Here is a 14,326-nt window from a genome sequence, read left to right on the forward strand (position 1 = left end):
GGCACCCGAGTGCCCCGAAAGTGACGCAATCGCGTCTCATACCGTAAGACCACCGTTCATCAGCACTCCCCCGCGTACAGGAGAATTCAGGTCATGAGCAACCCCCAGCAGCTGCGTTACAGCAAGGAGCACGAGTGGCTGTCGACCGCCGAGGACGGTGTCGCCACGGTCGGCATCACCGAGTTCGCCGCCAACGCGCTCGGTGACGTCGTCTACGCGCAGCTCCCCGCGGTCGGCGACACGGTGACCGCGGGCGAGACCTGCGGCGAGCTGGAGTCGACCAAGTCGGTGAGCGACCTCTACTCGCCGGTGACCGGCGAGGTCACCGCCGCGAACCAGGACGTCGTGGACGACCCCTCGCTGGTGAACTCCGCTCCCTTCGAAGGCGGCTGGCTGTTCAAGGTACGTGTCGCGGAGGAGCCGAAGGACCTGCTCTCCGCCGACGAGTACACCGAGTTCTCCGGCAACTGAGACCCCAAGGGACCACTTGATGTCGCTTCTCAACTCCTCCCTCCACGAGCTGGACCCGGACGTCGCCGCCGCCGTCGACGCCGAGCTCCGCCGACAGCAGTCCACCCTCGAGATGATCGCGTCGGAGAACTTCGCTCCGGTCGCGGTGATGGAGGCCCAGGGCTCCGTCCTCACCAACAAGTACGCCGAGGGCTACCCGGGCCGCCGCTACTACGGCGGCTGCGAGCACGTCGACGTCGTCGAGCAGATCGCCATCGACCGGATCAAGGCCCTGTTCGGCGCCGAGGCCGCGAACGTCCAGCCGCACTCGGGAGCGCAGGCCAACGCCGCCGCGATGTTCGCGCTGCTGAAGCCCGGCGACACGATCATGGGTCTGAACCTGGCCCACGGCGGTCACCTGACCCACGGCATGAAGATCAACTTCTCCGGCAAGCTCTACAACGTGGTCCCGTACCACGTGGGCGAAGACGGCCTCGTGGACATGGCCGAGGTCGAGCGCCTGGCCAAGGAGGCCAAGCCGAAGCTGATCGTCGCCGGCTGGTCCGCCTACCCCCGTCAGCTGGACTTCCCCGCCTTCCGCCGGATCGCGGACGAGGTCGGCGCGTACCTGATGGTCGACATGGCGCACTTCGCCGGGCTGGTGGCGGCGGGCCTGCACCCCAACCCGGTGCCGCACGCCCATGTCGTCACGACCACCACGCACAAGACCCTCGGCGGTCCGCGCGGCGGCGTCATCCTGTCGACGCAGGAGCTGGCCAAGAAGATCAACTCGGCTGTCTTCCCGGGTCAGCAGGGCGGTCCGCTGGAGCACGTGATCGCGGCCAAGGCGGTCTCGTTCAAGGTCGCGGCGACCGAGGAGTTCAAGGAGCGCCAGCAGCGCACGCTGGAGGGTGCCCGCATCCTCGCCGAGCGGCTGGTCCAGCCGGACGTCACCGAGGCCGGTGTCTCCGTGCTGTCCGGCGGCACGGACGTCCACCTGGTCCTCGTCGACCTGCGCGACTCCGAGCTGGACGGCCAGCAGGCCGAGGACCGGCTGCACGAGATTGGCATCACCGTCAACCGGAACGCCGTCCCGAACGACCCGCGGCCGCCGATGGTCACCTCGGGTCTGCGGATCGGCACTCCCGCCCTGGCCACCCGCGGTTTCGGCGCCGAGGACTTCACCGAGGTGGCGGAGATCATCGCCGCCGCGCTGAAGCCGTCGTACGACGCCGACGCCCTGAAGGCCCGTGTCGTCGCGCTGGCCGAGAAGTTCCCGCTGTACCCCGGCCTGTCGTAGGCCGGGCTCGGGCCGTACCGGCACAGTCCGGAACACGGTCCGCGGCTCTCGGGCGGGGCACCGCGCACACTGGGACGGTGAGCGCGGTGCCCCATCCCTTGTCCCCTGCTCTCCGGGCCGACCGGCCCGTGCGCACCACCCGGCAGACAACGGCGTCTACCAACCCTGAGGAGTACCCGTGGCCATCTCGGTCTTCGACCTGTTCTCGATCGGCATCGGCCCGTCCAGCTCCCATACGGTCGGCCCGATGCGCGCCGCCCGTATGTTCGCGCGTCGGCTGAAGAACGAGGGGCTGATCGCCCACACCGCCTCGGTACGCGCGGAGCTGTACGGCTCGCTCGGCGCGACCGGCCACGGCCACGGCACCCCCAAGGCCGTCCTGCTCGGCCTGGAGGGCGAGTCGCCCCGCACCGTCGACGTGGAGAGCGCCGACGAGCGGGTCGAGCACATCCGCGCCACCGGCCGGATCAATCTGCTCGGCATGCACGAGATCGACTTCGACGCCGACGAGCAGCTGGTCCTGCACCGCCGCAAGGCCCTCCCCTACCACGCCAACGGCATGACGATCCTCGCCTTCGACCGCGACGGCGCGACGCTGCTGGAGAAGACGTACTACTCGGTCGGCGGCGGCTTCGTCGTGGACGAGGACGCGGTCGGCGCGGACCGGATCGTCCTCGACGACACCGTGCTGAAGCACCCCTTCCGCACCGGCGACGAACTGCTACGGCTCTCCCGTGAGACCGGCCTGTCCATCTCCTCGCTGATGCTGGAGAACGAGAAGGCGTGGCGCACCGAGGACGAGATCCGCTCGGGTCTGCTCGACATCTGGCACGTCATGCAGGCGTGCGTCGCGCGCGGCATGTCCCGCGAGGGCATCCTGCCCGGCGGCCTCAAGGTCCGCCGCCGCGCCGCGACGACCGCCCGCCAGCTGCGCGCCGAGGGCGCCCCGCAGGCCCACGCGATGGAGTGGATCACCCTCTACGCGATGGCGGTCAACGAGGAGAACGCCGCGGGCGGCCGGGTCGTCACCGCGCCCACCAACGGCGCCGCCGGGATCATCCCGGCCGTGCTGCACTACTACATGAACTTCGCGGCCGGCGGCGCCACCGAGGCGGAGAAGGAGGACGGCGTCGTCCGCTTCCTGCTCGCCGCCGGGGCCATCGGCATGCTGTTCAAGGAGAACGCCTCCATCTCCGGCGCCGAGGTCGGCTGCCAGGGCGAGGTCGGCTCCGCCTGCTCCATGGCCGCGGGCGCCCTCGCCGAGGTCCTCGGCGGCACCCCCGAGCAGGTCGAGAACGCCGCCGAGATCGGCATGGAGCACAACCTCGGCCTGACCTGCGACCCGGTCGGCGGCCTCGTCCAGATCCCGTGCATCGAACGCAACGGCATGGCCGCGGTCAAGGCCGTCACGGCCGCGAAGATGGCCCTGCGCGGCGACGGCAGCCACAAGGTCTCCCTGGACAAGGTCATCAAGACCATGAAGGAGACCGGCGCGGACATGAGCGTGAAGTACAAGGAAACGGCCCGGGGCGGGCTGGCGGTGAACATCATCGAGTGCTGAGGGGGACGGGCCCTGATCGGCGCGTGCTCATCTCTCGGCGCTGTCAGGGCCTTCCCCGTCACCGCTCGGCCCGGCCTGGCCCGGCCACCGGAGGAGATCACTCGGCCAGTCGCTCCTCCAGCGGTCGACCATCTCAGGAAGCGCCTCGATCTGCACATCGGTGTGATCGGCGCCCTTGCAGACGCGGTGGTCGACCTCGGCGCCCCGGGCGCGCATGCGGCGGTGAAGGAGGTCGCCGCTCCGGTCCCGGCCGCGGGGAGCGATCCTCGTCATCGGCGCCGAGGCGCTGTCCCGGCTGACGGATCCGGGGCGAGTGCTGCCCCTGGCCGAGGCCGGGAGGGATTCCGGGCCATGGTGCGGGGCGAACTGTACGGAAAGGCCGTGCTGGTCCCGTAACGGCCTGCGCTCACCCGGTGGCGGTGACCGTCGTCAGCAGGACCCACACCTCGTCCGCCACCTCCTGGGCCGGGCGCGGCGTGCTTTCCTCCAGCCAGGCCGCGACGGCACCGAGGAGCGCGCCGGACAGGAACGCCGCCCGCGCGGCCCGCGCCACGACGAGGCGCCCCTTGCCCGAGGGCGAGGGGGCGTCGAGGTCGGCGAGTTCCTTCATGATCTGTTCGGTCACCGCGGTCCGGATGCGGTAGGCCAGCCGGGCGCTGCCGTCCGGGCCGAACAGCACGCGGTAGAGCCGGACGTTCTCGTGGAAGTACGCGAAGAAGCCGACCAGCGGCTCCGGCGTGCCCACCACATCGTCCGTGAAATGTGTGGGACAGCACTGGGCGGCACGGTGGGCGGCCTCGGAGACGGACTCCTCCACCGCGGCGAGCAGGGCATCGTCCCGGTCCTTGTAGTGCAGGTAAAAGGTGGCTCTGCCGATTCCGGCCCGCTGAGTGATGTCGGCGATCGTGATCGAATCCAGGTCGCGTTCCTGCACCAGGTCGAGGACCGCGTTCTGCAGTGCCTGCTCACTGCGGCGCACCCGAGGATCAACTGCCCGGGTACCGGCCTGTCTTGCCCCCACGAGCCCCCCTGCCGCCCGTTCCATCGTCATGGTCTCCGCGTCGCTGCGCGTCCAGACCATACATCCTGGACGCATGTTCATTATTAGACAGTTGCCCATTACTGGACTCGTGTCTAGTATCTCCCGACGGCTCTCGCCTGTGGGCAGGCACGAACTGCTCGATTCGAGCCTCGGGAAAGACTGAGAAGGGGGCAGCGGTGATTGTCGAAGTCTGGTCGGACGTGGTGTGCCCTTGGTGCTACCTGGGCAAGCGGCGCCTCGACCGCGCCGTACGCCAGTGGCACGAGCAGGGCGGGGAGCCGCTCACCGTGGTACTGCGCCCCTTCCAGCTCGCCCCGGACGCCCCCCTGGAGAGCCGGCCGCTCACTGCCGAACAGCTGGCCGCGATCGAGGCATCCGTCCAGCACACTCCGGAGACGGTCTCGGGCTACTTCGCCGAGATCGCCCGGGACCACGGGCCGGACTTCACCTGGCGGCCTGCCTGGTCGCCGAACACCTTCCAGGCACACCGTCTCCTGGCCCTCGCCCTGGAACAGGGAGGCCCTGATCTCCAGTGGCAACTGTCGGAGCAGCTCTTCCGTGCGCACTTCGGAGCGGGCGAGGACCTGGGCGACCGCGCGGTACTCGCCGCGGTCGCCGAGCGCGCCGGAGTGAGCGGCGCCGCCGGGTTCCTGGTCGGCGGACGACTCACCGGCACGGTGCGCAGCGCGCTCACCGAGGGCACGGTCTCGGGCGTACGGGCTGCCCCCACCTTCGTCGTCCGGGGCCGGGCGCTGGCCGGTGCCCAGTCGGTGCAGGCGCTCCTGGACCACTTCGACGTCGCAGCGGAGGCGGCGGACGCCGAGGGGGACGAGGACGTACGGCGCTACCGCCTCGCCCGCGCCATGCTCGACGTCGGTGACCCGCTCAGCGCCGCCGACACCCTCCGCCCCCTGCTGGACGACCGACAGGTCCCGGCGGACGTACGGCTGCTCGCCGCCCGCGCCTACTTCGCTTCCGCCCAACTCGAATCCGCGAAAAGAGAGCTGGAGATCTTCCTGGACGCCCAGCCGACGGACGACTTCGCGCACTTCCTGCTCGGCCGTACCTTCGAGCGGCTCGGCCGGGACGATGCGGCGCTGCGCGCCTATCGTCTCGCCTGCGCGCTCGGCACCGCCCCGCAGTACCGCACCGCCGTCGACCGCCTCGCCGGCGCGGTCTCGTGACCGGCGCGCCCGCCGCGCCGTCGCCCCGCTCTCCCGGCGCCTCTCCACCTCCGATCGAGATGGTCGTGGTCGTCCTGCTCGTCGCCACCGCCCGGACGCCGACGGCCGACGCGCCCCGGCAGCCGTCCGCGACGGGGGCGGAGGACTCCGCTCAGTACTCGGTCCGACGGCACCGGTACGGTGCTGCCGGCGTACGGAAGAGCGCGTCGCACGGGCACCTCTCGCCCGCCGGTCGCGACCGGGCCCGCCAGGCCGTTCGGCCCGCGGGCGTTCCGGTCCCGGCAGGGCGGTCCTCAGTGGCGTCGGCCTCATGTCCCCTCTTCTGCCCCCTCCCCCTCTCCCCGCTGCCCGGCCACCGGTCACGGGACCGGCGCCGTCCCCCAGGCCGCGAGGAGGGCCGCCGCCGAGCGGGCCAGGGGGTCGTCGCCGTGGCCGAGGCGTTCGGCGGCGCGCAGGACGTCTGTCAGGACGGCCGGGTCGTGGGCCCGGACGGCGAGGGCGAGCAGGGGGCCGAGGCACGCCGCCAGTTCCGCCCGTGCGGCGGGTGGCGCGTCCCGGGCCGCTTCGGTCTCCGCCCGCAGCCACTGCCGGATCTCCTCGGGGTGCGCGCGGGGCAGCGGGAGTCCGGGGGGTTCCGTGAGACCCGCAAGATCCGAGGGGTCCCAGGGGCCCACGGGCTCTGCGAGGGCCGCGGGGCCTGAGGGCCGCGGCACCGTGCGCGGCTTTCGCACGGCGGCGAGGGCCGCGGCGAGGGTGGTGTGGTAGCAGGTGCCGAAGAGATACGCGGCGGCCTTGTCCCCCGCCAGTCCGGCCAGTACCTCGGGGCGGTGCACCGGACCGGGCACGGCGCCGTCCGGGCGCTGGGCGGCAGCCAGCGCGTTCCAACCGGCCCGGCGCCACAGGCCCGAGCCCGGTCCGGTACTCGCACCAGGAACAGGAACGAGGTCCGGCCCTGGGTTCGCGGCCGGACCCATGCCCGGATCCGCGCCCCGACCGTGCCGGGGAACGGGCCCGTCCTCCCGGCACGCGTCCAGCGCCGCCTCGCACAGCAGCAGTTCCGCCAGGAGGTCCAGGCTCCCCCGGGCCAGGTGGACGCCGAGCAGCACCCGTACGGTCTCGCGCACCCGCGCCACCGACTCGCCCCGGCAGGGCAGGCGGTCGTGGTGGCCGAAGTCCGTCGCGTAGAGGAGGACATGGGTGAGCGCGTAGGTCTCGTCGCCCGTCAGCTGAAGGACGTCCGCACCCCTGGCGGCGATGCTCTGGCGGTAGAGCGGGCCGAGGCCGGGCAGCCGACCGGGGGCCGTGAAACCGCCGCGGTCGACGAAATAGCGCAGCTCGATCCTGGAGAGGACCGGCTTGTACGGTCGGCAGTGGCCGCCCGCGTCCGCCGTGAGCAGCGCCTGGCAGGACGCGCGCAGCGCGGGCTGCGGGCGGCCGAGGAGTTCCAGGAGCGCGGTCAGGTTGAGGTGGTACGGGAAGAATGCGTCGCCGCGGCGCAGACCGCGCCCGAACTCCGGCTCGTGGACGGTCTCCTCCGCCAGGTCGAGGGCCCGGGAGGACAGGGGCGCGGTGGCAGGCACGACGCCCGAGCGGTCCAGCACCCGTACCAGTCCGAGCAGTTCGAGGAGCGGGCCGGGCCGGTAGGGGCGGCGGGGCAGGAACTCCTCCCAGCGTCGCGGAGCGAACCAGTCCAGCCGAGCCTCGATCCATTCCAGTGCCCCCGCCAGCACCCGACGGGCCGCATCCTCCTCGTCCAGGAACACCTCGCCCACGCACCCGGCGTGCGCGGGGAGCGCGGGCCAGTGCGTCTCGCCGGCCACGCCGTTCACCGCCCGCTCCGCAGCCGCAGCACCGTCATGGCGACGGCCAGGATCGCCGCGAGCGCTCCCAGGTCCGCCCAGCGCGGCAGCAGACCGCCGCCGCCGAGCAGGGTCTGACGGGCCAGGTCGACGGCGTACGTCATGGGGTTGATGTGCATGATCCAGCCGAGCCAGGCCGGAACGTCCTGCGGGCTGAAGACCGAACCGGAGAGGAACAGCATGGGGAACATGGCGAGTTGGACGGTGGCCTGAAGCGTCTGCACCCGGGTGATGACGGTGGCGAGACAGAGGCCGATGACGCTGAACACGGTGGCGGCCAACGCGTAGCAGCCGAGCGCGGCGGCGAACCGGCCGGCCGTCAGGTCCACGCCCATCAACGGGGCGAAGGCGAGCATCACCGTGCTCTGAGCCGTCACCGTCCCCGCTCCGGCGACGACCTTCCCCAGCGGCAGGCAGACCGGGGGCACCGGCGCGACGAGGAGTTCCCGCAGCACCCCGTACTCACGGTCCCAGGCGTACGTCTGACCGGAGGCGACCCCGATCGACACGACCTGGATGGCGATGATCCCGGGGAAGACGTAGGCGCTGAACGGTGCGTCACCGACCGAACCGATCATCCCGTCGAAGCCGACGGCGTAGACGAGGACGAAGAAGAAGATCTGGGCGCCCTGGCTGATGAGTACACCCGGCCGTTTGGCCTGTCGCAGCAGATCGCGGTGGGCGATGACGCCGATGGCGCGCAGGGCCACGCGCAGCCGGTCGTCGTCGCCCACGAGGCCAGGCGGGGCGCACGCCGGGGCGGAAGCGGGGGCGTTCGTCGCGGTCATGGCGTGACCGCCTCCTCCGGCCGCTGCGGCGCCTCGCCCGGCCCGGCCTCCGTGCCCTCGCCGGCCGCTTTCCTCTCAGCCGCCTCGCCCTTCCCTGTTGCCTGGTCCTTGCCTGCCGCCGCGTCCTCCCCTGCCGCCACTGCTGCCACACCCTTGTCTGCCGCCTCGTCCTCCCCGGCCTCCGTGTCCTCTCCCGCCACCGCCAGGTAGACGTCGTTCATGGACGGATGGTGCACGGAGACCGCCAGAACCGGGACGTCCAGCGCCCGCACCACCTCCGCGATCCGGGCCTCGGGATCGGGGCAGTGCACCGCTACCCCGCCGGGTCCGATCAGCGGCTCGAAACCGGCCGCGCGCAACTGCCGTGCGGCGGCCTCGTCGTCCGCGCAGCCGACCACGAGGCGGGACGACTCCAGGCCGCCCTTGAGCCGGTCGACGCTGCCCTGCCGCACGACCCGGCCGCGGCGCAGGATGACGATCTCGTCGGCGTACTCCGCCTCGTCCATGTAGTGCGTCGCGTACAGGACGGTGACCCCCAACTCGTCGCGCAGGCGCAGCAGATCGGACCAGACGGTGGCGCGGGCGGTGGGATCGAGGCCGTTGGTGGGCTCGTCCAGGACGATCAGCCCGGGCCGGTGCAGCAGCGCACGAGCGATCTCGACGCGTCTGGCCAGTCCGCCGGAGAGCTCCTCGACCGGCTGTCGGCGGCGGTGGGCGAGGCCGAACAGATCCAGCAGCAGGCTGATCCGGGCCCGGGCGTCGGCCCGTTCCATGCCGTACAGCCGGGCATGGAACCACAGGTTCCGTTCGACGGAGAGCTCCTTGTCCAGGGTGCGTTCCTGGAAGACGAGCCCGAGGCGGCGCCGCGCGGCCGTCGGTGAGTCGCGGACGTCGTGGCCGAAGACGCGGACCGTGCCCGCGTCGGGCCGGGCGGCCGTCGACACGACGCCCAACAGGCTCGACTTCCCCGCTCCGTTGGGGCCGAGCAGGGCGGTGACACGGCCCGGCGGCGAGCTGATCGACACCCCGTGCACGGCGGTCACCCTGCCGTGGCGTACGACGAGATCGTTGATCTCGAAGGCCGGTGTCACGGCCTCGTGGTGCGTCGTCGGCGGCCGGGCGGTCATGCCAGCCCCAATGTGCGGTCCCACGGCAGCGGCCCGTCGCCGACGGGCAGCAGCGCGAGGGCGACGCCCGCCGCCCCCTCCAGCATGCCCGCGGTGTCGACGGCGCGGTGGGGTACGGGCGAACGGGCGGCGGCCGGGAAGCGCATGAGGTGGCGGAACCCGAAGGGCGCGCTCACGTCGACGAGTTCCAGCACCTTGCCGGTCAGGTGTCGGCGTCCGGCACGCAGATCGGGATCGCCGGTCGCCTCGGCGATCCGGGCCACGACACGCAGCAGGCCGGCGTATCCGTGGCAGACGGTGGGCCCCTCGATCGCCCACCGCGACTCGTCGCGGCGCAGCGCGGCCCGCAGCGCGTCGACGGCGGCGGTGCGCCAGTCGGGCCGGTCCAGGGCGGTCCCGGCCCGGAACAGCGCGGCGGCGACACCGGGGGTGCCGTAGCACCATGCCGTGCGGGTGAACATCTGCCGCGGGCGGTGCGGCGCGATCTCCTCGTCCCAGCCCGCGCGGGCGGGCCAGTACGGACCGGAGTCGTCGCTCAACGTCCAGCTCAGCAGCCACTCGGCGACGCGCCGGACGGCGTCGCACAGCTCCGGGGTGCCGTGTCCGGTTTCGTACGCGGCGCTGAGCACGGCGAGCGGTCCGGCGATGCCGTGCGCCATGCCGAGGTTGAAGTCCCCGCGCGGGTACGTCTCGCGGTCCCTGTCGCTGATCTGGAGGCGGGCGGGCACCCACCAGCCGGGGACCCGGTGGCCGTCGGCACGGACCGGCGCGGTGAGGTCGACGAGGTGGCGCAGGGACGCGGCGAGCGCCACTTCGACGGCGGAGCCGTTCTCGGCAGGATCGGCGACCGCGTCCAGGAGCAGTCTGGTCGTCCCCGACACCCCGTTGATCAGGTCGTACGCAGCCCAGTCGACACCGGGGCCGCTCTCCCGCGCGCGGCTGCGGAAGACCCGCAGCCGTTCGGTCTGGTTCTCGGCCACCCAGGCGGCGAGCCCCCGCCGCAGCGAGCGGTAGTGGCCCTCGGGCCCCGCGCAGGTCTGCGCGGCGGCGAGCAGCGCGGCCGGTCCCGAGAACAGGCCCCGGCTCGGCGCGGTCGCCATGGCGCGCCCGGCGGCCACGAGGTGACGGTGGGCGACCTGTCGCCGGGCTTCGTCGGTACGGGCCAGTTCGCCGTGGAGGAGGGCGCTGCCCGGCAGTCCGTTGGCGAGCGTCAGGGGCCCCCACATGACGGCGTCGTAGACGGGGTCGCGGTTGTCGTCCCGCGAGGCGACCGCTGCGACGTGCTCCGGGTCGGCGAGCCGCTCGGCGACGAGACCGACGACCGCGTCGACGTCGAGGGCCGGGGGGTCTCCCGGGGCGGCGGGGGCCGGGGCCGAAGCGGCGCGGGAGGGTGGGTCGGGGCGGGTGCTGGTGGAGCTCACTGCTGGTGCCTCCGGCGGTTGGCGTGGTCCTGGACGGCGCCGCGGGCGATGCCGAGCACGGTCGTCTCGCGGGCGCCGGAACCGCCGAACAGGCGGTTGCACACCATGTGCAGCAGACTTCCGACGACCCGCCCCTCGGGCGTCTCCCCCGCCGCCCGCACGCACGCGGCGAGCCGTCCCACCGCCCGGTCGCGCGGGCGCAGCGCGTCGAGGACACGGGCGCCGGCCGGGTCGCGCGCGAGGGCGGGCCAGCCGCCGTAGGGGTCGACGAGTTCGCGCCAGCGCGCGCTCCGGGCGCGGAAGGCCCCGGGGAGGTCGCGGCGCGAACCGGTCATGGAAAGCCAGGTCGCGGCGGCGTCGTCGCCGTACCCCTCGGCTGCCTTCGGGCCGCCGGGCACGGGCGTCCCGAACGCGTGGGCCAGCGCGGCGCAGGAGAGGACGGCGAGATCGTCGACGTCGTAGCCGTTCGTGGGGTCCTTGGCCACGCGCAGCAGCGCGACGGCGGCCTCGCTGTCGTACCGGAACACGTCCTCGGCCGGGCGCCGGGCGGTGGGGCCGCCGTAGCGCTCGGTCTCCGGGTCGTACTGGTCGAGGCTGTGGCCTCGCACCACCCCGTCCCGCTGCCAGGTCCGCAGCAGCGCGCCGAGCGCCGGGACGGCCGTGCCCCACAGGGCCTCGGGACGTGGCCCGTGCAGCCGCAGCCGCAGGTGGTGGCCGTGGTCGTCGGTGTACCGGACGAAGAACCAGCGGTCGGCTCCATGCCGCCCGGCCAGCTCGACCAGCGCGGGCACGTGCTCGCGCAGCAGATCGTCCTGGGCGCGGGCCGATCCGCGCAGCTTGAGGTAGAGCCATTCGCCGCCGAGTCCGTGGACCGTGCGCGGAGCACGGGGCGCGTACGAGGCGTGGCACGGGCCCGGGGCGCGGGGCGGGCCGGGGGGCGGAGCGTGCGGAGCGCAAGGAGAATCCGGGGTGCGTGGGGCGCTCGCGGCGGACGAGGGCGGTGCGCCCGGCGCGCGGCTCTCGGCGCGACCGCTCCGCACGGGGTCGCGGCTTCCGGCGTACGGGCGGCGCAGGGGGTGGCCGGCGGCCCGGCGGGTCATCGGGACGACGAGCTCGACGACGTGCCCGGCGAGCGGACTGTCCAGCCAGTCCTCGTGCTCCCCGGGGACCTCCTGGGCGATGAGGTCCGGATGGCGCACCAACTGGTCGAGCAGCAGTTCCCGGTGCCAGACGTCGTCGAGGTCGAGCAGCAGCCGCTGGTCGGCGGTGACCGCGAGGATCCTGCTCGGCACGTCCCAGTCGGCCCGCCAGTCGGCCACGGCACGCGCCCAGTCGGAGGTGCGTTCCCCGTCGTCCCTCGTCCGCAGGTCACGGGCTCGCGCCCGGATCCCGTCCGGCCGCCAGACCGCGGAGGCCAGCACGAACCGCCCGTGCCGCACCCGGGGGACGAACGGCGCGTCGGCGAACGGGCCCCAGTTCCAGGGTTCCCAGAGCCGCTGTCCCTCCAGCCCGATCTCCCACAGCAGGCGGACGGCGTTCGGGGCCTGGGCGGGGGCACTGACCATGTTGCCGAGCACGGGCACGATCTCGCGGCCGGTGGGCATGTGCACGGCGGTCAGCCGGTCGAGGGTGGCGCCGACGCCGATGTCGGCCAGGCGCAGCTCCTCCGCGCCGGGCGCGTCGGGCAGGCCCACACCGATGCGACGGCCGGTGGCCGGGACGGTGTGGGCCAGGTTGGCAGCCCGGCCCGAGCGCGGCCGGAAGGCGAGGTCGACGGCGATGGCGTCCTGGACGTGCACCGGGTTGTCGCGGTGCAGCGCCGCGAACTCCGTCTCCCAGGAGGGGTGCTGGTCGGCGAACCGGGCGAAGGTGGAACCGGCCCGGTGCGATCCGGGCGAGGGCGAGAGGAAGACCAGGAAGTCCCCCGCGTCCAGCGCCGCCGCCGAACGGGCGACGACCTGCACCGTCACCTCGCAGGAGTTGGGCACGTCAGCGGGGTCGGCCTCGTCGTGGCACAACTCGTCGAGATCCGCGTCGTCGAGGACCACTTCGCGCCGTCCGGTCCGCTGCGCGACGGCCACGAGCCGGGCCACGGCGCGGTTCCTGCGGGCGGTACGCGGCCCCTCGTACGCTTCCGGCGTTACGGGCGCCGCCTCGCTGTTGGGCCAGCCGTAGCCCTCGGGGGCGCCGAGTCCGGTCGACGGGTCGAGGAGTTCCAGGACGGGCACCACGCGGTCGGCCCCGTAGACGTCGAGGAAGCGGCGGTGGTGGTCGCGCAGCGCGAGCAGGCCGAGCTTGGGGCGGGACAGCCGCCACATCACTCCGGCGGCGGTCTCGATCTCGTCGCGCACCGCGTACGGCAGCCGCACATCGGCGTCGAGGCGAGTGTCGACGTGCAGGGGTGTGTCGTCGGGCTCCACCGACCGCGCGGCGCTCAGCAGCCTGCCCAACTCCTTCCGTCCGGCGCCGACGGGCCGGGCGTCGTACGCCTTCCTCCGCTCCTCCACGGCCAGCAGCGCGTCACGCGTCCGAAGGGTCTCCCCGGACGGTTCGGCGACCCCGGCGAGCAGTCCGATGACGTGGTGCAGCGGGTCGCCGCCGTCCAGCGGCGGGCGCAGTCCGGTCAGGAGGATCTCCTGCCGCACCAGTTCGGCGAGCAGACTGCGCACTCGTTCCGGGGACGCCCCGGGGAAGGCGTCGGTGGTGCGCCGGAGCAGTTCCCCGTACGGCAGGGGGGTCATGGCCTCGGTCACGACCCGTTCGACGACCGCGGTCCTGCGCACGGACACGGTGGAACGGCCCTCGCCGCCCTCGCCCGGGGGCACGCCCTGCGTGGAGGGGGCGGTCAGGACGAGGCGGTCCCCGCGCGCGACGAGGGCCTGGTGCGCCTGGACGGTGAGCGTGGACAGCACGGCCGGATCGCGTTCCAGCCGGTGGCCGATCCTGGTGAGCCACTGCATGTCGGCATGGGTGCGGGTGCGGTGCGCCGTGCCGCGCCCGGACTCGGCGGTGGTGCCGAACCGGCCGCGGGCCACGCCCGCGAACAGGCCGAACGGCGTGGGTCGGGTCCGCATCCTGATGTCGTAGCGGAGCACGGCGAGCGCGGCCCGGCGCAACTGCCCGGGCCTGATGCCGTCGGGGCCGTGCTCGGAGACGCGACGCACCAGGGCGCCGAGGCTGGGCGAGGCGAGATCGAGCGCCTCGCCGAGAACGGTGTCCGTGGCGGCCGAGGCGAGGAGCCGGGCACAGGCGTCGAGGGACCGGGGGTCCCCCCCGGCGGGTGCCCGCAGGCCGCTTTGGGCCTCGGCCCGCGCCCCGGACGGAGGCGTCGGCGGCGCCAGCGGCGCGCGGTACAGGAAGACGTCCTTCGCCTCGAACGGTGCCGCGGGTGATGCCCTGGCCGACGTCCTCGTCGATGCCCGCACCGACGTCCGGGGCTCGTTCTCGGACTGCGTCCCGGGCGTCGTGCCGAACGGTGGCGGTGTCCCGGGCGGTGTCTCGGACCGTTCCCTCACCGTGGTCCCCCTTCTCGTTCCCGTCCGGGCGGACCCGGGGACGGTCCGTGGGGCCGCGCCGTCGTCCCGCACGGCCCCA

The 14,326-nt window shown here is 73.4% G+C and carries 11 protein-coding genes; 4 read left to right on the forward strand and 7 right to left on the reverse strand.

Annotated features, from left to right (window positions below; genetic code table 11):
- Positions 1-93: 93 nt before the first annotated feature.
- The 3 genes from gcvH (at position 94) to ACFYY6_RS04645 (ending at position 3,311) form a co-directional block, all read left to right on the forward strand.
- Positions 94-471 carry a glycine cleavage system protein GcvH gene (gene gcvH / locus ACFYY6_RS04635; RefSeq protein ID WP_351522852.1) on the forward strand — a complete coding sequence of 126 codons (378 nt, stop codon included), beginning with the start codon at positions 94-96 and terminating at the stop codon, positions 469-471.
- 19 nt (positions 472-490) lie between these two features.
- On the forward strand, positions 491-1,750 hold the full coding sequence (glyA, locus tag ACFYY6_RS04640) for a serine hydroxymethyltransferase (RefSeq protein WP_351522854.1): 1,260 nt from the start codon (positions 491-493) through the stop codon (positions 1,748-1,750).
- A 178-nt stretch (positions 1,751-1,928) separates the two neighbouring features.
- Positions 1,929-3,311 carry an L-serine ammonia-lyase gene (locus ACFYY6_RS04645; protein WP_351522855.1) on the forward strand — a complete coding sequence of 461 codons (1,383 nt, stop codon included), beginning with the start codon at positions 1,929-1,931 and terminating at the stop codon, positions 3,309-3,311.
- 27 nt (positions 3,312-3,338) lie between these two features.
- Here ACFYY6_RS04645 and ACFYY6_RS04650 read toward each other — a convergent pair whose 3' ends face one another.
- Positions 3,339-3,584, reverse strand: coding sequence for a hypothetical protein (locus ACFYY6_RS04650; RefSeq protein WP_351522856.1), 246 nt, complete (start codon positions 3,582-3,584; stop codon positions 3,339-3,341).
- A gap of 133 nt (positions 3,585-3,717) precedes the next feature.
- On the reverse strand, positions 3,718-4,290 hold the full coding sequence (locus ACFYY6_RS04655) for a TetR/AcrR family transcriptional regulator (RefSeq protein WP_351522857.1): 573 nt from the start codon (positions 4,288-4,290) through the stop codon (positions 3,718-3,720).
- 239 nt (positions 4,291-4,529) lie between these two features.
- Between ACFYY6_RS04655 and ACFYY6_RS04660 the strand changes: the two genes are divergently transcribed.
- Entirely contained in the window at positions 4,530-5,537 is a 1,008-nt protein-coding gene (locus ACFYY6_RS04660) for a DsbA family protein (protein ID WP_351522858.1), read from the forward strand.
- A 359-nt stretch (positions 5,538-5,896) separates the two neighbouring features.
- Here the strand turns inward: ACFYY6_RS04660 and ACFYY6_RS04665 are convergent, their stop codons facing one another.
- Genes ACFYY6_RS04665 through ACFYY6_RS04685 form a run of 5 tightly spaced genes read right to left on the reverse strand, consistent with a single transcriptional unit; the run spans position 5,897 to position 14,247 of the window.
- Positions 5,897-7,366 (reverse strand): DUF6895 family protein, encoded by a 1,470-nt coding sequence (locus tag ACFYY6_RS04665; protein ID WP_351522860.1) that lies wholly within the window; start codon positions 7,364-7,366, stop codon positions 5,897-5,899.
- Complete coding sequence (locus tag ACFYY6_RS04670; protein WP_351522862.1) at positions 7,363-8,184, reverse strand: ABC transporter permease; 822 nt, start codon at positions 8,182-8,184, stop codon at positions 7,363-7,365. The genes ACFYY6_RS04665 and ACFYY6_RS04670 overlap by 4 nt, the downstream gene beginning before the upstream one ends.
- Entirely contained in the window at positions 8,181-9,311 is a 1,131-nt protein-coding gene (locus ACFYY6_RS04675; protein ID WP_351522863.1) for an ABC transporter ATP-binding protein, read from the reverse strand. Before ACFYY6_RS04675 ends, ACFYY6_RS04670 begins: the two co-directional genes overlap by 4 nt.
- Positions 9,308-10,732, reverse strand: a complete 1,425-nt coding sequence (locus ACFYY6_RS04680; RefSeq protein ID WP_389191662.1) for a lanthionine synthetase C family protein — start codon at positions 10,730-10,732, stop codon at positions 9,308-9,310. Before ACFYY6_RS04680 ends, ACFYY6_RS04675 begins: the two co-directional genes overlap by 4 nt.
- On the reverse strand, positions 10,729-14,247 hold the full coding sequence (locus ACFYY6_RS04685) for a lantibiotic dehydratase (RefSeq protein ID WP_351627155.1): 3,519 nt from the start codon (positions 14,245-14,247) through the stop codon (positions 10,729-10,731). The genes ACFYY6_RS04680 and ACFYY6_RS04685 overlap by 4 nt, the downstream gene beginning before the upstream one ends.
- Positions 14,248-14,326: the final 79 nt, after the last annotated feature.

The organism is Streptomyces sp. NPDC001750 (assembly GCF_042892615.1).
In the GTDB taxonomy this organism is placed as follows: domain Bacteria; phylum Actinomycetota; class Actinomycetes; order Streptomycetales; family Streptomycetaceae; genus Streptomyces.